Annotated in this window: 20 protein-coding genes; 5 read left to right on the forward strand and 15 right to left on the reverse strand. The window is 68.6% G+C overall.

All coding sequences use genetic code 11. The annotated features are described in order from the left end of the window. Window positions 1-118: 118 nt before the first annotated feature. From ACZ50J_RS17680 to ACZ50J_RS17695, 4 genes are read left to right on the forward strand one after another with little or no spacing between them, the layout of a single operon-like run. A complete protein-coding gene (locus tag ACZ50J_RS17680; RefSeq protein ID WP_464298467.1) occupies window positions 119-2,833 on the forward strand; it encodes a sensor histidine kinase in 2,715 nt (904 codons plus the stop codon). Continuing rightward, window positions 2,830-3,237 (forward strand): roadblock/LC7 domain-containing protein, encoded by a 408-nt coding sequence (locus ACZ50J_RS17685; RefSeq protein WP_464298468.1) that lies wholly within the window; start codon window positions 2,830-2,832, stop codon window positions 3,235-3,237. The genes ACZ50J_RS17680 and ACZ50J_RS17685 overlap by 4 nt, the downstream gene beginning before the upstream one ends. Window positions 3,238-3,246: 9 nt before the next feature. Continuing rightward, complete coding sequence (locus ACZ50J_RS17690; RefSeq protein ID WP_464298469.1) at window positions 3,247-3,645, forward strand: DUF742 domain-containing protein; 399 nt, start codon at window positions 3,247-3,249, stop codon at window positions 3,643-3,645. Beyond that, window positions 3,626-4,210: a GTP-binding protein gene (locus tag ACZ50J_RS17695; RefSeq protein WP_464298470.1), complete on the forward strand. Its 585-nt coding sequence runs from the start codon at window positions 3,626-3,628 to the stop codon at window positions 4,208-4,210. The genes ACZ50J_RS17690 and ACZ50J_RS17695 overlap by 20 nt, the downstream gene beginning before the upstream one ends. Before the next feature lie 24 nt (window positions 4,211-4,234). Here ACZ50J_RS17695 and ACZ50J_RS17700 read toward each other — a convergent pair whose 3' ends face one another. The 14 genes from ACZ50J_RS17700 to ACZ50J_RS17765 form a co-directional block, all read right to left on the reverse strand. Next, entirely contained in the window at window positions 4,235-4,882 is a 648-nt protein-coding gene (locus ACZ50J_RS17700) for an FMN-binding negative transcriptional regulator (RefSeq protein WP_464298471.1), read from the reverse strand. A gap of 42 nt (window positions 4,883-4,924) precedes the next feature. Further along, the gene (gene pyrE, locus ACZ50J_RS17705) at window positions 4,925-5,461 is read right to left on the reverse strand and encodes an orotate phosphoribosyltransferase (RefSeq protein ID WP_464298472.1); all 537 of its coding nucleotides are present in this window, start codon (window positions 5,459-5,461) and stop codon (window positions 4,925-4,927) included. Between the two features lie 33 nt (window positions 5,462-5,494). Beyond that, window positions 5,495-6,460, reverse strand: coding sequence for a nucleoside triphosphate pyrophosphohydrolase (locus ACZ50J_RS17710; protein ID WP_464298473.1), 966 nt, complete (start codon window positions 6,458-6,460; stop codon window positions 5,495-5,497). Next, entirely contained in the window at window positions 6,457-7,026 is a 570-nt protein-coding gene (locus tag ACZ50J_RS17715) for a hypothetical protein (protein WP_464298474.1), read from the reverse strand. Before ACZ50J_RS17715 ends, ACZ50J_RS17710 begins: the two co-directional genes overlap by 4 nt. A gap of 119 nt (window positions 7,027-7,145) precedes the next feature. Further along, on the reverse strand, window positions 7,146-10,754 hold the full coding sequence (gene mfd / locus ACZ50J_RS17720; protein WP_464298475.1) for a transcription-repair coupling factor: 3,609 nt from the start codon (window positions 10,752-10,754) through the stop codon (window positions 7,146-7,148). Window positions 10,755-10,857: 103 nt separating this feature from the next. Then, on the reverse strand, window positions 10,858-11,247 hold the full coding sequence (locus ACZ50J_RS17725; RefSeq protein WP_464298476.1) for a VOC family protein: 390 nt from the start codon (window positions 11,245-11,247) through the stop codon (window positions 10,858-10,860). A 40-nt stretch (window positions 11,248-11,287) separates the two neighbouring features. Next, complete coding sequence (gene pth / locus ACZ50J_RS17730) at window positions 11,288-11,866, reverse strand: aminoacyl-tRNA hydrolase (protein ID WP_464298477.1); 579 nt, start codon at window positions 11,864-11,866, stop codon at window positions 11,288-11,290. 185 nt (window positions 11,867-12,051) lie between these two features. After that, window positions 12,052-12,720: a 50S ribosomal protein L25/general stress protein Ctc gene (locus ACZ50J_RS17735; RefSeq protein ID WP_464298478.1), complete on the reverse strand. Its 669-nt coding sequence runs from the start codon at window positions 12,718-12,720 to the stop codon at window positions 12,052-12,054. A gap of 225 nt (window positions 12,721-12,945) precedes the next feature. Then, window positions 12,946-13,923: a ribose-phosphate diphosphokinase gene (locus ACZ50J_RS17740; RefSeq protein ID WP_464298479.1), complete on the reverse strand. Its 978-nt coding sequence runs from the start codon at window positions 13,921-13,923 to the stop codon at window positions 12,946-12,948. Then, the gene (glmU, locus tag ACZ50J_RS17745) at window positions 13,923-15,374 is read right to left on the reverse strand and encodes a bifunctional UDP-N-acetylglucosamine diphosphorylase/glucosamine-1-phosphate N-acetyltransferase GlmU (RefSeq protein WP_464298480.1); all 1,452 of its coding nucleotides are present in this window, start codon (window positions 15,372-15,374) and stop codon (window positions 13,923-13,925) included. The genes ACZ50J_RS17740 and glmU overlap by 1 nt, the downstream gene beginning before the upstream one ends. A 60-nt stretch (window positions 15,375-15,434) precedes the next feature. Next, a complete protein-coding gene (locus ACZ50J_RS17750; protein ID WP_464298481.1) occupies window positions 15,435-16,709 on the reverse strand; it encodes an RNA polymerase sigma factor in 1,275 nt (424 codons plus the stop codon). Next, entirely contained in the window at window positions 16,706-17,062 is a 357-nt protein-coding gene (locus ACZ50J_RS17755; RefSeq protein ID WP_464298482.1) for a YciI family protein, read from the reverse strand. Before ACZ50J_RS17755 ends, ACZ50J_RS17750 begins: the two co-directional genes overlap by 4 nt. A 119-nt stretch (window positions 17,063-17,181) precedes the next feature. Next, a complete protein-coding gene (locus tag ACZ50J_RS17760; RefSeq protein ID WP_464298483.1) occupies window positions 17,182-17,637 on the reverse strand; it encodes a DinB family protein in 456 nt (151 codons plus the stop codon). A 44-nt stretch (window positions 17,638-17,681) separates the two neighbouring features. Continuing rightward, complete coding sequence (locus ACZ50J_RS17765; RefSeq protein ID WP_464298484.1) at window positions 17,682-18,494, reverse strand: GNAT family N-acetyltransferase; 813 nt, start codon at window positions 18,492-18,494, stop codon at window positions 17,682-17,684. Between the two features lie 101 nt (window positions 18,495-18,595). Between ACZ50J_RS17765 and ACZ50J_RS17770 the strand changes: the two genes are divergently transcribed. Continuing rightward, window positions 18,596-19,735 (forward strand): sterol desaturase family protein, encoded by a 1,140-nt coding sequence (locus ACZ50J_RS17770; RefSeq protein WP_464298485.1) that lies wholly within the window; start codon window positions 18,596-18,598, stop codon window positions 19,733-19,735. Window positions 19,736-19,739: 4 nt separating this feature from the next. Here ACZ50J_RS17770 and ACZ50J_RS17775 read toward each other — a convergent pair whose 3' ends face one another. Then, window positions 19,740-20,576 carry an SRPBCC family protein gene (locus ACZ50J_RS17775; RefSeq protein ID WP_464298486.1) on the reverse strand — a complete coding sequence of 279 codons (837 nt, stop codon included), beginning with the start codon at window positions 20,574-20,576 and terminating at the stop codon, window positions 19,740-19,742. Window positions 20,577-20,606 lie beyond the last annotated feature (30 nt).

A 20,606-nucleotide genomic window follows, 5' to 3' on the forward strand; every position in this document is an offset into this window, starting at 1 on the left:
AGCACCGATGCCGTCACGACCACGAGTGCGTGCGCCGGTGCGAGCCGGCCGCGCCGACCCGTGAGGCGACGAGGAAGCACCGTCGCCCACGTCACCGACCTGGAAGAGAACCCCCACGATGCCCGAATCTCGCCGCGGTGCGACGACGGCTGCCGACCCCGACACACCACAGATCACCAGGACATTCTGGCCGCCGACCGACTGGTCGCTGCGGCGGAAGGTGGTCGCCTGTCTGGCACTGCCCCTCGTCTTCGCCACCGTCCTGGTCGGCATCCGGGTCGCCGGCGCCTGGAACGACGCCCGCGATGCGTCCCAGGCGCAGACCCGTTATCAGGTTCTGCAACCGGCCATCGACTACCTCGCCAGCAGCCAGGACCTGGCCGCCGCGTTGGTTGTCCCCCACGCGAACGAGAAGACGGTCGGCGCCGCGCGCGCCCAGTTCCAGCAGTCCCGGGAGACGTTGCAGTCGTCCCTCGGCTCGGCGGACCTGAGCGCCCACCAGCACGACCTGCTCAGCTCCGCGGTCAGCACCGGTCGGTCCCTGGACTCCGCGACGGACGCGACCTCGGAGGCGGCGGCGCTCGCACCGGGTGCGATCAGTTCCGACGTGCTGGGCTTCGTGGACGACCTCAACGCCACGCGCCCTGAGTCGACCCTGAACGCGTTGCACGACCTCGTGACGGCACAGAGCCACCTCGCCGACCAGCGACTCGACATCTCCCCCGAGACCAAGTTCTCCGACTCGCTGCGAACCCAGATGTCGGCCGACATCGGCGGCGAGCGCGACGCGCTGGAACGCGTCCAGGCCGCTCACCTGCCGAAGGTGGACGTGTCGGGACTGCAGTCCGACACCGTCAGCCGGCTGGCCTTCACGACCGACGGCATCATGTCGCAGGTCCGGGGCGTCACCCGCCCGGTCCGTTCGTCATACGGCCCGGCATACAAGGCGGCGACGACCGCGGCGACCGAGCGCGTCTCGCAGCAGGCGAGCGACGCCCGCCGCTCGGCGCTGCTGCAGATCGCCCTCATCATCGCCCTGCTCGCCCTCACCGAGATCGCGGCGTTCTTCCTGTCACGTTCGCTGCTCGTGCGACCGATCACCGGGTTGCGCCGCAGCACCATCGACGCATCCCGGGAGCACCTGCCGGCGGCGATCGAACGCGTGCAGTCCGGTCAGGGCGTCGGCCGGATCAAGAGCGTGGCACTGTCCAGCCGTGAGGAGATCGGTCAGCTGTCGCGCGCCGTCGACGACATGCAGAACCGCGCCATCCGACTGGCCGGTGAGCAGGCGACGCTGCGCCGACAGATGACCGACATGTTCGAGACCCTGTCGCGTCGTAGTACGTCGCTGGTCAACCAGCAGTTGAACCTGCTCGAGCAGCTCGAGCGCTCCGAGGACGACCCGAAACGCCTGGACAGCCTGTTCCGGCTGGACCACATGGCGGCCCGGATGCGCCGGAACGGCCAGAGCCTGATGGTCCTCGCCGGCAACCAGGTGCGCGGTGGCCGCAGCGAGTCGCTCCCGATCGCCCAGGTGGTCGGCGCCGCCATCTCCGAGGTGCAGGACTATCAACGCGTCAATGTCGGCGGGCTGCCCGATCACACCGTCGACGAGAGCGTCGCGACCGACCTCGTCCACCTGATCGCCGAACTCGTCGACAACGCCCTGACCTTCTCGCCGCCGGACTCGCGCGTCGAGATCAGTGGCGCACGCGCCATCGACGGGGGCGTGCTCGTGGAGATCGAGGACCACGGTCTCGGGATCGAGAAAGACGAGCTGCGTCAGCTCAACGAGGACATCACGGCCGGTGGGCGGTTCGCCGTGGACACCACACGTCACATGGGACTGTTCGTGGTCGCCCGGCTGAGTGCCAACCACGACATCGATGTCCGACTGCGCTCGCGCCCCCGCCGGGGAACGGTCGCCGCCGTGCACGTGCCGATGGCGGTGCTGTCGAACGAGCCCACCGTCGCCGGAACGGCGGTGCACGCGTCTGTCGCGACCGAGGAGCACCACGAGCTGGCACCGGCGATGGCCGCAGCACCCTCCGCCGCGGAAGAAACCGCAGCCCTGCCGGTGCGGGAGCGTCCGGCTGCCGAGAATCCGCCGGCCCGGTCGAACGGCGACCTCCCTCGTCGCCGCCCCGGGGCAACCGGAGTGACCAGCCTGACCGCTTCGGCGTCGCTGGGTGCTGCCGCCGTTGCCGCGGGCACCACGCAGGCTCCGGAGCGCAGCACCGGTTGGGTCTCACCGATCGGTGGTGCACCGACGCCCGACCCGGACCGCGCGAGCAATGCCTCGGCGTTCTTCTCGGCACGGCAGGCCGTCAGTGACGACGCTCAACAGACCACCGGGCTGCCCCAGCGACGCCCGGGTGCGGCTCGTAACGGTGCGGAGTCGCCGGCGGACACCACGCAGCCGGAGACGCAACCGGTCGCGCAGGCGGCCGCACAACCCACATTCCGACCGGAGGACACTCCGATCTTCCGGCAGATCAGCTCGCGCTGGCTGGACGCGGACGGCGAGCAGGTCGCGTCGTGGTCCAGCGGGCAGACCGACCAGGCCTGGGAGGCCGCACAGGTGGCGACCGACGAACACTCCAGCAACGGCGACGCGCTCCCGCAGCGCAGCCCCGGCCGGTTCATCGTGCCGGGCAGTGTGGAGCAGCCGGCCGCCATCCGGCCCGCGACACCGACGCGGGACCCGGAGGAGCTGCGTGCGAAGCTCAGCCGTTACAAGGCAGGGGTCGAACGGGCGCGCCAGGCATCGGCGTCCGACGACTTCAGCACTGACAACCCCAACCACACCGACAATGGATCGAGGCCCTGGTGACCGACCACTCCATGACTGCTGGCAACGGCGGTCAATTCGACTGGCTCGTATCGCGATTCGTGCAGGACACGCCCGGCGTGGCGCACGCGGTACTCGTCTCCGTCGATGGCCTGGTGATCGCTCGGAACGACGAGCTTCCGGTCGATCGCGCCGAACAGATGGCGGCGGTCTCCTCCGGGCTGGCGAGCCTGGCGTCCGGCGCTGCCGGACTCTTCGACGGTGGCGCAGTGCTCCAGTCGATCATCGAGATGCAGCACGGCTACGTGCTGTTGATGAGTGTCGGCGACGGTTCGCACCTCGCCGTGCTCACCGCGGCGTCCGCCGACATCGGCCAGATCGGCTACGAGATGGCGATCATGGTCGAGCGGGTCGGCCGCGCCGTCGATGCGGCGCCGAGAACGTGATGACCGGTCATGGCTGACACCGACCCGGATGACTGGGACGGGGCTGCCGGTCAGGACGAGCCGGTGGCCAGTGTCGTCCGGCCGTACACCCTGACGGCCGGTCGTACGACGAGCCAGGTCGACGTCCCGATGGAGGCGACCGTCGAGCTCACCACAGCCGGTCAGGACCGCCGCTGGCCGCCGCACGAACCCAGCAGCCGGATCGCTGATCTGTGTGCGGCCGAACGACTTTCGGTCGCCGAGATCGCAGCCCGGTCCGGGTTGGCGCTCGGAGTCACCCGCGTTCTCGTGGGTGACCTCGTCACCCACGGTTACGCACAGTTGCAGCACACTCTCACCGACAGCACCTCCAGTGTCGAGCGCATCAGCTTGATCGAAAGGACCTTGCGTGGACTCCGCGACCTCTGACCCGAGCCGTCGTACGACGTCGACGAAGATCGTCGTCGCCGGCGGCTTCGGCGTCGGCAAGACGACGCTCGTGGGCGCTGTCTCCGAGATCGTCCCTCTGAAGACCGAGGCGACGGTGACCCAGTTGTCGGAAGGCACCGACAACCTGTCCTCCACCCCGAACAAGAACACCACCACGGTGGCGATGGACTTCGGTCGCATCACGCTCGCGGACGACCTGGTGCTCTACCTCTTCGGGACGCCGGGGCAGCGCCGCTTCTGGTTCATGTGGGACGACCTGGTGCGGGGTGCGATCGGAGCCATCGTGCTGGTCGACACCGCACGCCTCGGAGACGCGTTCTCGGCGATCGACTACTTCGAGGCGAAGGGTCTGCCCTTCATCGTCGCGGTCAACCAGTTCGACGGCACCCGAGTGCATTCCGAGCAGGAGATCTCCGACGCGCTGGCGATCTCACCGACGATCCCGCTGATCCGCGTCGACGCACGCGACCGCGAGTCGGCGAAGTCGGCGCTGGTGCGCGTCACGGAGTTCGCGCTCGAGCATCACCAGGTCATGAGCCGGTAGAGCTGAGCTTCCCGCCAGGGACGGTCATTCGGTGGCAGTTCGACCGCCATCGACCGCACGCATCGCATCGACGAGCGCCGACGGCCCCGACTCCGCGGCGATGCCCGCGGCGGCTCCCTGTCGGTCCGCGGTGTCGCGTGCGGCGCTCACCTTGAACTTGCCGACGATGCGCGACACGACCAGCTCGACACCGACGATGTCCGCCAGCCTGCCCACGAGGTAGTCGGCCGGTGCCTGACCCATGTGCCAGGCGTCCGGGCGGCTGCGCTCCATCGTGCCGGTCAGCTTGGCCACCGCTCCCCTGGTCCACCGCTCGTCATCGTGTATGGCGAGCTCGCCGTACACGTGGGCCACGAGGTAGTTCCAGGTCGGCACGACCCGGTGGTGTTCCTGTTTGGAGGGATACCAGGTGGGCGACACGTAGTGGTCGGAGCCGCTGAACACCGCGAGACTCTCCCCCACGTGGTTGCCCTCGCGCCATACGTCATTGGCACGGGCGACGTGGCCGATGAGCCGGTCACCGTCGGGGCCGCTCTCCAGCAACAGCGGAATGTGGTTGGCACTCAACGTGATTCCGTCGGACGTGACGAGGGTTGCCAGCGGGACTGCGGCGATCAGCGCAGCGACGTCCGCGGCGGACGGTGCTTCGTCGTGGTGCGGCAGGTAGACCATGGGTTCATCGTCCCAGTAGCGCTGCGGCAGTGCCGCAGGGTGTCAGGCCCGGGCGTCGCGTGCAGCGTCGAGGTCGGCACGGGTGAATACCGAGCGGACCTCGATCCCCGCGTCCGTGAGACCGGTGGCGTCCGACGGTCGGCGGTCGATCGCACAGATCACCAGCTCGACGCGGGCGCCGAGTTCGCGCAGCGCGGTCGCGGCTGCAATGACCGCACCGCCTGTGGTGATCACGTCCTCGATGAGCACGACGTGCCTGCCCTCGACCGGACCGCCCTCGGCGAGTTTGCGGGTGCCGTACTCCTTGGCCTTCTTCCGGACGAACACCGTTGGGGCGTTTTCCAATTGACCCAGCACCGCCGCGATCGGCACGCCGCCGAGCTCCAGCCCGCCGAGCGCGTCGGCGTCCGAAGGGAGCAGCGGTCGCATCTCCCCGGCGACGCGCCGGATCAGCTCCGGGTCACCTTCGAAGAGGTACTTGTCGAAATACTCGTCCGCCACCTGGCCGGACCGCAGGGTGAATTCACCGTGCAGCCGGCACCGTGCGTCGATCGCCGAGGCGAGTTCGGGGTTCGTCATACCGGCAGCCTCCCATCGTCGGCGCGGGAGCGCTCAGTCGCCCACCGGGGCAGCGATGCGACGGAGCACTGCACGCAGGGCGGCGTCCGCCGACGTCCCGCTCGCCCGGGCCTGCGAGACCACAGCGAGCAACTGGCCACCGAGGTCGGCCGTGTCGTCATACGCCAGTTGTATGCCGCGCCGGTCCGCCCTGGTGAGCACCTTCTCGGCGATGAGCAGCGTCGACAGCGACGCGGGGATGCCGGCCAGCAGGTCGTCCTCGTCACGGTCGGCCTTCTCGGTGGCCTTGATCCGTTCCCACGACTGCTCGACCTCGTCCGGAGTCGTCGCGTCCCCATCGCCGAAGACGTGCGGGTGTCGGCGGATCAGCTTCTCCACCAACGCTCCTGCGACGTCGTCGATGTCGAAACCGGGTTCTTCGTCGGCTCCGATGCGGGCGTGGAAGAGCACCTGCAGCAGGACGTCGCCGAGTTCCTCGGCGAGGTGCTCCGTGTCACCGGTCTCGATCGCCTCGACCGTCTCGTGCGCTTCCTCGAGGAGGTACTTGGCGAGCGACTCGTGCGTCTGCTCGGCGTCCCACGGGCAGGCCCCGGGCGACCGCAGCGCGTCCATGACCGCGACCGCGTCCATCAGCCGCGCGCCGGGCAGATCCCAGGATCCGACCAGTACTTCGATCTGCGGAGGCTCGTCGAGCCGGGTGAGTTCCTCCGCCAGGGCGTCCGTGAGCCCGGGGTCCGCATCCGGTGAGCCGACCCACAGGACCGGCCCCGACGTCGTCGCCGCGACCAGTGCGCGGGCGGCCTCGGAGGCCGAGTCGTAGGGCATCGCGGTGACCGTGATGCCCGACGCCGCGATCGCGGCCGGCAGGGGGTCGTCCAGGTCAGCGGCCAGCACCGTGTCGGCGGCCTCGAGCGCCGACCATGCATCCCGCGACATCAGCCCGGCGGGCAACCGCGGGCTGGTGACCAGGACGGTCAGCAGTGCAGTGGCTTCACTCACCCTTGGCCTTGACCCGGCTCAGCCGGTGCCGGCGCGGGAGCCGCGGCCGAGGAGGTCGGGGTGGCCTTGATCCACGGGTGCGAGCCCGCGACCATGCCCTTGCCCTTCTCCCACGCGCCGTAGCGCGGGTTGACCGTGACATCACTCTTCTTGGTTAGCGCCTGCAGGCTCGCGTTGTCGAGGTCACCGTTGTTGGCCAGCGTGCTGATCAACGCGTCGACGCGCAGCGCCTCCAGGGCGGTGGGCGACAGCTTGACCTTGGGCTTCTGCGCCTGGATCTGGCTGTCGCTGATCGGCGACTGGCCCTTCTGGGCGGCATACTTCTCGACCTGCGGGCCGACGGCGAGCCGGCCCGCGACGATCGCGGGATCGATGGAGGCACCGACGAACGTCGAGATGTCCTTGGCTGCCGTCTGCAGCTGCGCGTTGCTCACCGAGTGGCCGTCGTACTTCACCGCGGTCTTGCCGTCGTGCATCACCCCGCTGCTCCCGCATCCTGCGAGCGCGAGGGCGGTCAGCGATGCGGCTGCGCCCAGGACGAATCGACCGCGACGGGAGCTCGACATGGCGGTGTGGCCTTTCTCGGTGCGTTGATCTGGCGACGTGGTTCTGGCAGTGGAGCGACGCCACGCCTCATGCATCATGCCAGTCGGTCCTGTGGCGGGCGATGCGTGGGTACGAGCATTCACGACGCCGCTCCCGCCGCGGCACCGATGTCGTCGAGCAGCACCGCCTTGATCAACTGGGCCGCCCAGCGCAGGACCTCGGTGTCGCGCAACGGCTTGCCACCGACGGGCGCAGTCTTCGGCTGCGGCACCAGGATCTGCTGGACACCCGGCTTGACCATCGTGCCCTTGTAGATCCGCTCCAGCCGCAACTGCTGGCTCTCCCGCAGCTCCACCGGTCCGAACCGGACCATCCGTCCCTGCACGGCGATGTCGCCGATGCCGGCCTGTCGCGCGATGATCCGGAGCCGTGCGACCTCAAACAAGTGCTGCACCGGCTCGGGCGGGGCGCCATACCGGTCCCGCAGCTCGGCCTCGATCTCGCCGAGTCCGGTCTCGTCCTCGACGGTGGCGAGCTTCTTGTAGGCCTCGAGGCGCAGCCGCTCCCCCGGCACGTAGTCGTGCGGCAGGTGTGCGTCGACCGGCAACTCGATCTTGACCTCGGTCGGTGCCGCCGACGTGCCGTCGCCCCGGAAGTCCGCAACCGCCTCGCCGACCATGCGGACGTAGAGGTCGAAGCCGACGCCCGCGATGTGACCGGACTGCTCGCCGCCGAGCAGGTTGCCGGCGCCGCGGATCTCCAGGTCCTTCATCGCCACCTGCATGCCGGCGCCGAGATCGGTGTGACTGGCGATCGTCTGCAGCCGGTCGTGCGCGGTGTCGGTGAGCGGTTTCTCCGGCGGGAACAGGAAGTAGGAGTAGGCACGCTCCCGGCCACGACCGACGCGTCCGCGCAGCTGGTGCAACTGGGACAGCCCCAGCCGGTCGGCGCGGTCGACGATCAGGGTGTTGGCATTGGAGATGTCGAGGCCGGTCTCGATGATCGTGGTGCAGACCAGCACGTCGAACTCGCGCTCCCAGAACGCGGTCACGACATCCTCCAGCCGGTGCTCGGACATCTTGCCGTGCGCCGTCGCGATGCGCGCCTCGGGCGCGAGCTCGCGCAGTCGGGCAGCCGCCTTTTCGATGGTGCCGACGTTGTTGTGCACGAAGAAGACCTGCCCCTCGCGCATCAGTTCACGGCGTATGGCGGCACCGACCTGCTTCTCCTCGTAGCCGCCGACGAAGGTGAGGACGGGATGACGCTCCTCGGGCGGCGTTGCCAAAGTGGACATCTCGCGGATGCCGGTGACCGCCATCTCGAGGGTGCGCGGGATCGGGGTCGCGGACATGGCGAGCACGTCGACCGCGGTGCGCATCTGCTTGAGCTGTTCCTTGTGCTCGACACCGAAGCGCTGCTCCTCGTCGATCACCGCGAGCCCGAGATCCTTGAACTTGACCTCACTGGACAAAAGGCGGTGCGTGCCGATGACCAGATCGACTGCGCCGGAACGCAATCCGTCGATCACCTCTCGGGCTTCACGATCGGTCTGGAACCGGGACAGTGCCTTCACGACGACCGGGAACCCGGCGTAACGCTCGGTGAAGGTCTGGTAGTGCTGCTTGACCAGGATCGTGGTCGGCACCAGCACCGCGACCTGCTTGCCGTCCTGGATCGCCTTGAACGCGGCACGGATGGCGATCTCGGTCTTGCCGTAGCCGACGTCGCCACAGATCAACCGGTCCATGGGCACCGACTTCTCCATGTCGGCCTTGACCTCGTCGATGCTGCTGACCTGGTCGGGCGTCTCGACGTACGCGAAGGCGTCCTCGAGTTCGCGCTGCCACGGGGTGTCCGGGCCGAAGGCGTGGCCCTCGGTCGCCATACGGGCCGAGTAGAGCTGGATCAGCTCTGCAGCGATCTGCCGGACGTGTCGGCGGGCGCGGGATTTCGTTGTCTGCCAGTCGGATCCGCCCATCTTGTTGAGTGACGGCTGCTCGCCACCGACGTACCGGGTGACCTGATCGAGCTGGTCGGTCGGGACGTAGAGCTGATCGGCGGGCTGGTTCTTCTTGGCGGGCGCGTAGTCGATCACCAGGTATTCGCGCGTGGCGCCGCCGACGGTGCGCTGCATCATCTTGGCGAAGCGCCCGACGCCGTGCTGCTCGTGCACGACGAAGTCGCCCGGGTGCAGCTGCAACGGGTCGACCACGTTGCGGCGGCGGGACGGCATCTTGCGCATGTCCTTGGTGCTGCCGCCGTGCGTCGAGGAACCGGTCAGGTCGCTCTCCGTCAGGAGAACGAATTCGCTTGTCTCCAGGGTGAATCCGTGGCCGATCGAACCGGTGGCGAGCTCGACGGAACCGGGAGCGAGCTGCTCGATGCGGTGGGACGGGACGTCGTTGTCACGCAGCACCTCGCCGATGCGATGACCGAGGCCGGGGCCGTCCGTGACGATCAGCACCCGGTTGCCGGCCTGCGCCCAGTCGCGGATGTCGCCGACGGCCTGCTCGGTGTTGCCGCGGTAGAGCGGGACCTCGGCGGTGCCGATCGTCACCTGCTCGCCGGTGAGCGCGTCGTCCTCCTGGAAATCGGCCAGCTCGGCATCCGTGGCGAATGACGAAAAGGCCCACCAGGCAATGTCTTTGGACAAAGCATGGTCGCGCAACTCCGGCAGCGTCCAGTAGGACGCCGTGCCGAGCACCGACTGCAGGTCCACCGGGACGGCATTGCCGGCGGCGGCGTTGGCCCAGCTCGCGTCGAGGAACTCCGCACTCGTCGCCACCAGGTCGTGCGCACGGGTGCGCACCCGCTCCGGGTCGCAGAGCAGCACGTGGGTGCCGGCCGGCAGCACGTCCAGCAGGGTCTCCATGCCGCCCGCGGTACCGCCGGCGAGCAGGATCGGCGCGAGCGACTCCATGCCCTCGACGGCGATGCCCTCGGCCACCTTGAGCAGCATGTCCTGCACGCCGGGCAACTGGGTCGCGAGCGTGGCGGCCCGGGCCCGGACGTCCTCGGTGAGCAGCAGCTCCCGGCACGGCGGCGCCCACAGGCCGTGTTCGGCGACCTCGAGGCTGCGCTGGTCGGCGACCTTGAACCAGCGGATCTCCTCGACCGTGTCGCCCCAGAACTCGACACGCACGGGGTGTTCCTCGGTGGGCGGGAAGACGTCGAGAATGCCTCCACGCACTGCGAATTCGCCGCGTCGTTCGACCAGGTCTGTGCGCGTGTATGCCGCGCCGGCGAGGCGCTCCACGACATCGGGCAGCTCGGCATCCTCCCCGACGCGGAGCGACACCGGGGAGAGGTCGCCCAGGCCCTTGGCGATCGGCTGCATGAGTGCACGAACGCTGGCGATGACGACACTGATCTCGCCATACGTCTCGTCGTCGGCGTCCGGGTGCGCCAACCGACGCAGCACGGCCAACCGGCGTCCGACGGTGTCACTGCGCGGACTGAGTCGCTCGTGCGGCAGGGTCTCCCAGCTGGGGAACTCGACCACCCGGTCGGCCGGCAGGAAGCCGCGCAGGCAGGCGGCCAGGTCCTGGGCCTCGCGGCCGGTCGCGGTGACGGCGAGGACGGTGCGCGCCGGGCGGCTCTCGCCACCGGCGGCGACGAGTGCGGCGAGCGGCCCGCGTGCACCGGCGGCGCAGGCGATGTCGACGACGTTCGCGGTGCCGACATGTGACAGCAGGCGCACGACCGCAGGGTCGTGCGCAAGCAGATCGAGCACGGGTTGCAGGCTCAAGACTGAGCAGCTCCTTCAGACCTCGCGTCTGTCGTCGCAGACACGCAAAAGGGCCCCGTTCGCTGGCGAGACGGGGTTGTCGGGTTCGATTCTAGGCGTCCGGTCACGCCCAGGTGACCGCGTGCTCCTCGAACGCCGCACCGGTCTGCACCGGCACGACGCACAGCAGGAGGCCACCCGGGTCGGCGAGCACCGTGTAGTCGTCGTGCTGGTCCACGACGGTGGCGCCGGCGGCGAGCAGTCGCGCGGTCTCGGCCTCGATGTCGTCGGTCTCGATGTCGAGGTGGATCCGCGGTGCGCCGTCATCCAACCGCTGCAGGTCCAACATCACTCCGCCGGGCAACCGGTCGAGCGGCTCGTAGGGGTCGTCGGGTGGTGTGACGCCGGTAGCCACCCGCTCGCCTCCCCTCGCGGCGGTCCAGAAGGCCGCCGCAGCGGCGTAGGACTCCTCGGGATGATCGATCAGGACGACGCCGATCCGACTGCGATGCATGTCGACAACGGTAAGCCCGAGCACCGACAGTGATCGGTGCTCAGCGGGCGTGGATGACGTTCTGTGCGTCGGTGAGGCCCTTGGTCATCAGCAACTCCACCGCCTCGGCGGCGTCGGGCACCAGGAAGTCCAGCTCCTTGCGCTCGGTCGCGTTGAAGTCCTTCAGCACGTATGCCGCGGCGTCCATCCGTCCCGGCGGACGCCCGATGCCCACCCGCACCCGCAGGTAGTCCTTGCTGCCGGTCGACTTGCTGATCGACCGCAGCCCGTTGTGGCCGCCCTCTCCGCCACCGCGTTTCAGGCGCAGCGTCGCGAAGTCGATGTCGAGCTCGTCGTGGATGACGACCAGCTGCTCGAGCGGCACCTTGAAGAAGCGCATCAGGCCGACGACCGGCCCGCCGGACTCGTTCATGTAGCTGGTCGGCGTGGCGACGATCGCCTTGTGACCGGCGACCTGCACCTGGGCGGCGAGCGCACCGGCCTTGTGCGCGCGCAGACTCGCCGAACCGTCGGCCGCCATCCGCTCGATCACCATGGCGCCGACGTTGTGCCGGTTGCCGGCGTACTTCGGCCCGGGGTTGCCGAGCCCGACGATCAGCCAGGGCGCGTCATCAGTCACTGTCAATTCCTATCGGTCTCGCGGAACGCGTCGAGCTTGGCACTTCCGCGGTCAGCGAGGTACCTGGGGCGAGATTCGGGGTCCCCGCGAAGTATCGGAGGAGCGCAGCGGGGGAGAACTTCGTGGGGTGAAGATGCGGCCCCGATCCGAAGTGGATCGGGGCCGCATCAGCGTGGCTGGGTGAGTCAGGCGTCGTCGCCGGACTCGTCGGACTTCTCGCCCTCTTCGCCCTCGGCGGACTCCTCGGACTCGTCCTTCTCGATGCCGGCCTCTTCCTCGGCCTCAGCGAGCTCCTCCTCGAGCTCCTCGGCGGAGACCTGCTGGCTGACGTTGACGACGAGCAGTTCCTCGTCGGAGACCAGCGAGACGCCCTCGGGCAGCTCGACGTCCTTGGCCAGGACCTGGCTGCCGGCCTCGAGACCCTCGACCGAGACGGTGAAGGACTCGGGGATGGCGATGACGTCGGCCTCGACGGTCAGCGAGCTGTTCTCGACGACGACGTTGGTCTCCGGGGCGGCCTCGCCCTCGACGTGGACGGCCACGTCGACGGTGACCTTCTCGCCACGCTTCACGATGACCAGGTCGATGTGCTCGATGACCGGCTTGATGGCGTCGCGCTGGACGTCCTTGGCCAGGGCGAGCTCCTGCTTGCCGTCGAAGTTCAGGGTGAGGATCGCGTTGGCGTGCTTCAGCGCGAGCATCGTGTCGTGACCCGGCAGGGTCAGGTGCACCGGCTCGGTGCCGTGGCCGTAGAGCACGGCCGGGATCTTGTTGTCTCGACGGATGCGGCGGGCCGCACCCTTGCCGAACTCGGTACGGACTTCGGCTTCCAGGCGGATCTCTTTGAGAGCCATGAGTTTTCCTCGCTTCTCGAGCAGCAGTTGATGAACGTTGGCTGCCTCGACGCGGGACGCGGCACGAGCGGTGGATGATCGAGGATCTGGTGCGCGCGGCAGCGACATACCGAATGGTCGCGGGTGCACACCTTGTCGATCACGGACGTTCGTACGTCGTCCCTCGCCGAGGCTGGCGGCACACATCGTATGCCGCCCTCCGGCGCTGCCCCAAATCGAGAAGACTCAGGGAGTGAACATGGAGGTGACGGAGCCGTCCTCGAAGACTTCGCGGATCGCCTTGCCCAGCAACGGTGCGATCGACAGCGGGGTGAGCTTCTCGAACTGCTTCTCGGGTGTGATCGGCAGCGTGTCGGTGACGATGACCTCGCGGGCCACCGAGTCGTGCAGCCGTTGCACGGCCGGGTCGGAGAAGATCGCGTGCGTGGCGGCGATGACGACGCTGGCGGCGCCGTCCTTCATCAGGGCGTCCGCCGCGTGGCAGATCGTGCCCCCGGAGTCGATCATGTCGTCGACCAGGATGCAGGTGCGGCCTTCGACATGGCCGATCACGCGGTTGGCGACGCTGGCGTTGGAGCGGGTCACGTCGCGGGTCTTATGGATGAATGCCAAGGGGGCACCGCCCAGGCGCTTCGACCACTGCTCGGCGACCTTGATCCGGCCGGCGTCCGGCGAGACGACGGTCAGGTCCTCGGCGCCGTACTTGTCTTTCACGTAGCCGGTGAGGATCGGCAGGGCCTGCAGGTGGTCCACCGGTCCGTCGAAGAAGCCCTGGATCTGATCGGTGTGCAGGTCCACGGTCATCAACCGGTCGGCACCGGCGGTCTTGAACATGTCGGCCATCAGGCGGGCGCTGATCGGCTCGCGGCCGCGCGACTTCTTGTCCTGCCGGGCGTAGCCGTAGAAGGGCGTGACCACCGTGATCCGCTTGGCACTGGCGCGTTTCAGCGCATCGACCATGAGCAGGTGCTCCATGATCCACTTGTTGATCGGCGCGGTGTGGCTCTGGATGACGAACGCGTCGCAACCACGCACCGACTCCTCGAAACGCACGTACATCTCGGTGTTGGCGAAGTCGCGCAACTCCGTCGGCACCAATTGAGTGCCGAGGTCGTCGGCGACGGCTTCGGCCAGGTCCTGGTGCGCGCGACCGGAGAAGACCATCAGGTTCTTCTCCGTGGTGCGCTTCATGCCGGTACTCATTAGGAGGTGGGGCCTTCCTGCTGTCCTCGGTTTGCTTCCTCTGCGGCGTCCGCGGATGCCGTGCCGGCGCGTTTGCGTGCTACCCAGCCTGGGACATTTCGCTGCTCGGCGCGCGAAATGCCCAGGTCGCCCGGTGCGACCGCCTTGGTGACCGTCGAACCGGCTGCGACATACACCCCGTCGGCGATGTCGACCGGCGCCACGATCACCGAGTTGCTGCCGACGAAGCTGTGCTTGCCGACCGTCGTGCGGCTCTTGGCGACGCCGTCGTAGTTGGCGAAGATCGTGCCCGCGCCGATGTTGCTGCCGTCACCGATGGTCGCGTCACCGCAGTAGGTCAGGTGCGGCACCTTCGCACCGTCACCGATCTGGGCGTTCTTGGTCTCGACGAAACCGCCGATCTTGCCGGCGCGGCCGAGCTCGGTGCCGGGTCGCAGGTAGGAGAAGGGGCCGACGGTCGCCTCGGCGCCGATCAGCGCCAACTCGGCAACGGTGCGCACCACACTCGCGCCGTCCCGCACCTCGGTGTCGGTCAGTGTCGTGTCCGGCCCGATCACGCAGTCGGCACCGATCGTCGTTGCACCGTGCAGCTGACACCCCGGATGTATGACGGTGTCCTGTCCCACGCTCACGCCGACGTCGACCCAGGTCGAGTCGGGGTCGATGACGATCGCGCCGCTCCGGCGCATCAGCGCATCCAGCGTGCGGCGGTTGAGCTCTTTGCCGAGCCTGGCCAGCTGAGCCTTGTCGTTGACGCCCTCGGTCTGCCAGAGGTCCTCGAGGACGTGTCCGTGCACCCGCAGCCCGCGCTCGACCGCGACGGCCACGACGTCGGTGAGGTACTTCTCCCCCGCCTCCGCGTGCACGCCGACCTCGGCGAGGGCATCGCGAAGCACAGCCGCATCGAAAGCGAAGATGCCGGAATTGAATTCGCCGATCGCACGCTGCTCGGGGGTCGCCTGCTTGTGCTCGACGATGGCGCGCACGTCGCCCTGCTCGTCGCGGACGATCCGTCCGTAGCCGGACGCGTCGTGCACGACGGCGGTGAGCACCGTCACCGCCGACCCAGCGCGCTCGTGGTCGTCGGTCAGCTGCTGCAGGGTCTCGGCGGTGAGCAGCGGGGTGTCGCCGGTCGTCACCAGCACGGTGCCGGTCAGGTCGCCCGGCAGCGCGAGCAGTCCGCACTCCGCCGCCCGGCCGGTGCCGTAGACGTCGTCCTGCTCGGCGATCACGATCTCCTCGGAGATCTCCCGGGCAGCAGCGGCGACGGATTCCTTCTGCGCGCGGACAACGACCGCGACGTACTGCGCGCCGGTGCCGACGGCGGCGCTGACGGCGTGCCCGACGAGCGTCCGACCGCCGATGGCATGCAGTGCCTTGTTGCGGCTCGACTTCATCCGGGTGCCGTCTCCCGCGGACAGGACGATGACGGCTGCGGGTGTTGCGGACAAGGGATCGACTCCTGATGTCGCCGGCGACGTGGCCGCGTGCGCGTGCGACCCGGAGCGATGTTACCGGCCCGTCCCGGGGTGCTGTGTCCTCGGCTCCGCGCGGCGGCGTTCCAACGCGCGACGCTCCGCCGGGTTGTCGGTCAGCCCGACGGCCCGCTCGTATGCCGCTGCCGCCGCGTCGTCGTGTCCGAGCCCGGCCAGGAAGCGCGCGCGAGCCGCGTGCAGGATCGGATAGCCCTGCACCGTGCGATCCGCGGCGAGCAGGTCGAGGGCGGCCAGACCGGCGACCGGACCGTCGCATTCACCGATCGCGATGGCGCGGTTCACCGCCGCGACCGGACCGGGGTCGAGGACCGCCAACTGGTCGTGCAGCGCAACGATCTGCCGCCAGTCGGTGTCCCGGAATTCTCTGGCGTCGGTGTGCACCGCGGCGATCGCGGCCTGCAGCTGATAACTGCCCGGCCGGTTCCGGCGCAGGCAGGCCCAGACCAGGTCGTGGCCCTCCGCGATCAGTTGCTGGTCCCAGAGCCTGCGATCCTGCTCGTCCAGCGGGACCAGTTCGCCATACGCATCGAGCCGGGCGGGCCGGCGCGCCTGGGTGAGCAACAACAGTGCGAGCAGACCGAGGACCTCGGGCTTGTCGGGCATGAGTTCCCGCAGCAGTCGCGCCAACCGGATCGCCTCGGCGGCGAGATCGTCGCGCACCGGTTCGGTGCCGGCGGTCGTCAGGTGTCCCTCGTTGAAGATGAGGTAGACGACTTGCAGGACGCCGCCCAGCCGGTCCGGCAACTCGGCATCCGGCGGCACCCGGTACGGGATGCCCGCATCACGAATCTTGTTCTTGGCCCGGACGATTCGTTGCGCGACGGTCGCTTCGGAGGTGAGGAACGCGCGCGCGATCTCGGTGGTGGTCAGGCCACCGAGCACACGCAGCGTGAGCGCGATCCGGGCCGCCGGTGGTAGGGCCGGGTGACAGCAGGTGAACAGCATCCGGAGCCGATCGTCGGCCACCGTCTCCACCTCCTCTGTCCCCACCTCTTGGATCTCCGGGCGTTGTTGTTCGGTGAGCCGCACCGCCGACGACTCCTTGGCGTCCCTGTTCGTCTCGCGCCGGCGGTGATCAATTGCCCGGCGCTTCGCCGTGGTGATGATCCAGCCGGCGGGGCGGGGCGGCATGCCGCTCTCCGGCCACTGGCGAACGGCGATCTCGAACGCCTGCTGGACGGCGTCTTCGGCGAGATCGATGTCGCCGAAGACGCCGGTCAGCACCGAGACTGCGCGGCCGTACTCGTTGCGGAACACCGCCGCAACATCTGCACTGCCGTGCGTCGTCATGCCCCCGGCATACCGTCGATGAACGGGGCGACCTCGGTCGCCAGTCCGGTGACCTCGACATACCGACCGGCCCAGCGCAGTGCCTCGTCCAGGTCGGCGACGTCGATGATCGTCACCCCACCGACGAACTCGGCGCCCTCCGCGAACGGGCCGTCGGAGACGACCGGCCCGCTGGGACCCGGCCGCACCATCGACGCGGAGTCGGGTTGGTGCAGGCCGCCACCGAAGACCCACGACCGTTGCGCCTCCAGCTCCTGTCGGATGGCGCCGAGGCGTTCCATGATCGGCGCGAGCGCGGCCGCGTCGGGCACTTCACCGACGGGCTGGATCATCTTGAGCAGGTACTGAGCCATGACGCTCTCCTCGCGTTCGTACGCCGACCTCGTGCCAGCGTCTCACCAGCTACACGAACAGTGGCGGCACAGATCGACATACCTGCCGGGGTTTCTTCCACCGGTGTGTGGCGACGTGACTACTTCGCGGCGTACAGGTCCCGGAGCAGCGCGGCTTCCGCGCCGTGGTGGATGAGTTCGTCTGCGACGTGCAGCACGAAGGAGCGCCCGGTGCTGGACGCGAACGAACCCGCCGCCGCACCCATTTCGGCCTCGAAGTCGACCGCGCCATCAGTCAGGATCGCGCGAAAGCGTTGATAGGCAACGGAGATGGAGCGGCGAGCCGACTCCGCGGAATCCGCTGCGGTCGACGGGCCGTCCGCAGCCGGCACGGCGAGCCCCAACCAGAGCCAGTTCCGCGGCGCGGTCAACAGATCGGTGATGTGGTCCAGTCGCCACCGGATGCTGATCTCGGGTTCGGTCGGAGCAGGAAGCCAGGCCCACTCCGCATCCGACAAGCCGTCCATGCGTTGCTGCAGGCGTTGCCAGACGTAGTCCAACAGATCCAGGACGTCATCGTCCGCGCGCGTGGTCACGCTCACATTCTGCTCGCGATGCGCTCGATCGTGGGGTCCACGCATCAACTCGATTCGTGGTCCGGCCCGCTCACCCGAGGCTTCCGGTAGGCCTGCACCATCTGCGCGGCGTCGGCGAAGCCCACGGATCGGTAGAGCCGGCCAGCCTGGTTGGTGGACTCGGTCACGATGACCCACTCGCGAGCGCCGCGATCCGCCGCCCATTGCGCGGCCACACCCAGCAGGTGACCCGCGAGGCCCCTGCGGCGGTGCTCCTCGACCGTGCCGACCGACTGGTAGCGCGCCACGTCCTCGAGCAACACGATGCCGAGGTCCGCGACCAACTCCGCGCCGGCGAAGGCGCCGAAGAACGCCGCATGCCCCGCATCCACGAGCGCTCGCCGACCGGAGGCCTGGTCGCGCGAGAACCGTTCGAAACCAACGGGTTCCTGGTCGCCGGTGAGTTCGTTCTCCTCGATGGCACTCCGAACCACTCGCTCCCAGTCGTCGTCCGACACGAGTTCGTGGACGTCATACCCCGAGGGCAGGGGACGCAGCTGCGGCAACGATGTCGTGGCGAGGACGTCGTCCGTGTCAATGGTGACGCCGTGTGCGTCATACGCCGTGGTGTCCTCGGGGAGGCCGGGCAGGTCGATCGCGATGTGGCCGGCGTCGGGAAACTCGGCGGCGAAGACACCCATCCAGCGCTCCGCATCGTCGGGATCGCCGGTGGTGACGAGAACGAAGTTGCCCCAATGGAATTCGGGGTTGGCAGGCGAGCGGACCACCAGGTGGTCGCCGCGGTCGGTCACCTCAGCGCCTTGTAGACGCAGGATGCCGAGATCGGTGCGTTGTCCGGGTGGAAGGTCGATGCTCACAGCCCAGAAGGTATGGCGTTCGGCCGCTTCGCGCGACAGGTATTCCGGAGCGTGGCAGGGTGAGGCGCGCCGACCCGACGTCGAAGAGGGATCACCGCGACATGAAGCTCGATCTGACCGTGCTCGCCATACCGGCATTCATCGGCGGTATGGCGGCCGAATACGCCTGGCAGCGCAAGCATCCGGCCCCGCCGGGGACGCGGGCCGGCGACTACGAGTTCAAGGACACGATGGCCAGCCTGTCGATGGGGCTGGGCAGTCTGGTGGCGCCATACGTCTCGAAAGCGCTGCTCGGGCCGCTCGGCAAGCGTGGCAAGGCGGCCAGGACGGCGATGACCGTCGCCATCGGTGCGACAGCGGCAACGACTGCGCTGGACGTCGTCCGCAAACTGCGCAGTGAGGACTTCGGTGCGGCCGGCGTTGCCGACTGGGACACCCGGGCACTGCAGCAACCCACCACCGACATCGCGGCGCCGGCAGTGAAACCGGTGTTGCAACGCATCACCGGCCGGGTGGGCGCCATCGCCGTCGCGTCGACCGCTCTGGTCGTGGCGACGGAGTGGGGTGCGCGCACGGCCGGCGACAAGGTCTTCGCCCGCAGCCCGCTGGATCTCGGTGACGGCGCGATCGTCGCAACGCTGGCGGTCCTGGGCTGGGACTTCATCTACTACTGGAATCACCGTTTCGACCACGAGGTGCGTTGGATGTGGGCGATGCACGAGGTGCACCACTCCAGTGAGCGCTACAACCTGTCGACCGCGCTGCGGCAGCCGTGGGGCGACACGATGACGCTCTACATCCCCTACAGCCTGCTGGCCCTGGCCGGCGTCCGGCCGAAGCACATCATGAACGCGCGGGCGATCAACCTGATCTATCAGTTCTGGATCCACACCGAAGCAGTGCGGACCATCGGCCGGCTCGAGCGTTTCCTGAACACCCCGTCGCATCACCGCGTGCACCACGGCACGAACAGCGAGTACCTCGACCGCAACCACGGCAGCATCCTGATCATCTGGGACAAGCTGTTCGGCACGTTCGAGCCCGAAAAGGCCCAGCCGGTCTACGGATTGACCACCAACATCGACACCTTCAACCCGCTGCGCATCGCTGCCCACGAGTGGCTCGACATGTTCCAGGACGTCGCGAGCGCGAACACCTGGCAGGACCGGTGGTCGTACCTGTTGCGCAAGCCAGGCTGGGCGTACGCACAACGCCGGACACGCGTGGCCACCGCGGCCTGAGACTCTAATCCTCCGGCGAATCGTTGGATCGTGTGGACTGCCAGGCGGATTCGAGGTCGGGCACGGCGATCGACAGGTCGCGGATATAGCGATCCAGCACGAAGAAATGACGGTCGCCGACCTCGTCCACGGAGGTGGCCGACGGGAGGATCCACTCGTTGAGGGCCGTCATCAGCCACTCCCCTCCCTCGTCGCCGTGCCGTGCGTTGGCCGCGTCGAACTGCTCCTTGTGCTCGCGCAAATATGCCGTCATACGATCCTCGAGAGCATCTGCGGCCTGCTGGCTCGGCTCGAACCCCCACGGCTCGGCGTCGGCTGAATTTTCCACGGTCGCGCGAATATCCGCGACGAACTCGCGGCCGCGAGTCGGATCCACGCCGAACCGCGCCGCATAGGCGTCGACACGACGCTCCGTCGCGTCGAGGTCCGCCATGGCGGCCCAGGTGAGCTCGTCACCGGCGAGGTAGGGCGCGAGTCGGTCCAGGAACTGGTCCATCATGTCGGCCTCGAGCGGCGCGTCCGCGGGCTCGTCCACCGGCACGCGCACGTGCACGGTCGTCGCCGCATCGTGCTCACTGATCCGGAACTCGCAGCGCATATCGTCATCCGCCCAGCAGACCGTGTAGGACGCATCCGGGCTGATGATCGGCGGGCGTTCGATCTTGCCGAGCAGCGCGTCGAGTTCGCGGACCTCGGCCCAGGGGCCGCCGGGTAGAAACCACTGCCTGACCCGGTCCGGTTCACTCACCGCGCGCCATACCTGCTCGATCGGTGCGTGAACGTGGCGCTCGAAGCGCAGCTCCAATTGCCCGTCGACTGTCACCAACTGGGTTTCGGTCATGTGAGTCCCCCTCGTCGGCGACACTACGCC

Source organism: Flexivirga sp. G2 (assembly GCF_055397625.1).

What these genes read in the sequence shown, in the direction of transcription:
- ACZ50J_RS17680 (WP_464298467.1), top strand. Translation starts at nt 119, where the DNA reads ATGCCCGAATCTCGCCGCGGTGCGACGACGGCTGCCGACCCCGACACA.
- ACZ50J_RS17690 (WP_464298469.1), top strand. Translation starts at nt 3,247, where the DNA reads ATGGCTGACACCGACCCGGATGACTGGGACGGGGCTGCCGGTCAGGAC.
- ACZ50J_RS17700 (WP_464298471.1), bottom strand. Translation starts at nt 4,882, where the DNA reads ATGGTCTACCTGCCGCACCACGACGAAGCACCGTCCGCCGCGGACGTC.
- pyrE (WP_464298472.1), bottom strand. Translation starts at nt 5,461, where the DNA reads ATGACGAACCCCGAACTCGCCTCGGCGATCGACGCACGGTGCCGGCTG.
- ACZ50J_RS17715 (WP_464298474.1), bottom strand. Translation starts at nt 7,026, where the DNA reads ATGTCGAGCTCCCGTCGCGGTCGATTCGTCCTGGGCGCAGCCGCATCG.
- ACZ50J_RS17725 (WP_464298476.1), bottom strand. Translation starts at nt 11,247, where the DNA reads ATGCATCGCAGTCGGATCGGCGTCGTCCTGATCGATCATCCCGAGGAG.
- ACZ50J_RS17735 (WP_464298478.1), bottom strand. Translation starts at nt 12,720, where the DNA reads ATGGCTCTCAAAGAGATCCGCCTGGAAGCCGAAGTCCGTACCGAGTTC.
- ACZ50J_RS17740 (WP_464298479.1), bottom strand. Translation starts at nt 13,923, where the DNA reads ATGAGTACCGGCATGAAGCGCACCACGGAGAAGAACCTGATGGTCTTC.
- ACZ50J_RS17750 (WP_464298481.1), bottom strand. Translation starts at nt 16,709, where the DNA reads ATGACGACGCACGGCAGTGCAGATGTTGCGGCGGTGTTCCGCAACGAG.
- ACZ50J_RS17755 (WP_464298482.1), bottom strand. Translation starts at nt 17,062, where the DNA reads ATGGCTCAGTACCTGCTCAAGATGATCCAGCCCGTCGGTGAAGTGCCC.
- ACZ50J_RS17770 (WP_464298485.1), top strand. Translation starts at nt 18,596, where the DNA reads ATGAAGCTCGATCTGACCGTGCTCGCCATACCGGCATTCATCGGCGGT.
- ACZ50J_RS17775 (WP_464298486.1), bottom strand. Translation starts at nt 20,576, where the DNA reads ATGACCGAAACCCAGTTGGTGACAGTCGACGGGCAATTGGAGCTGCGC.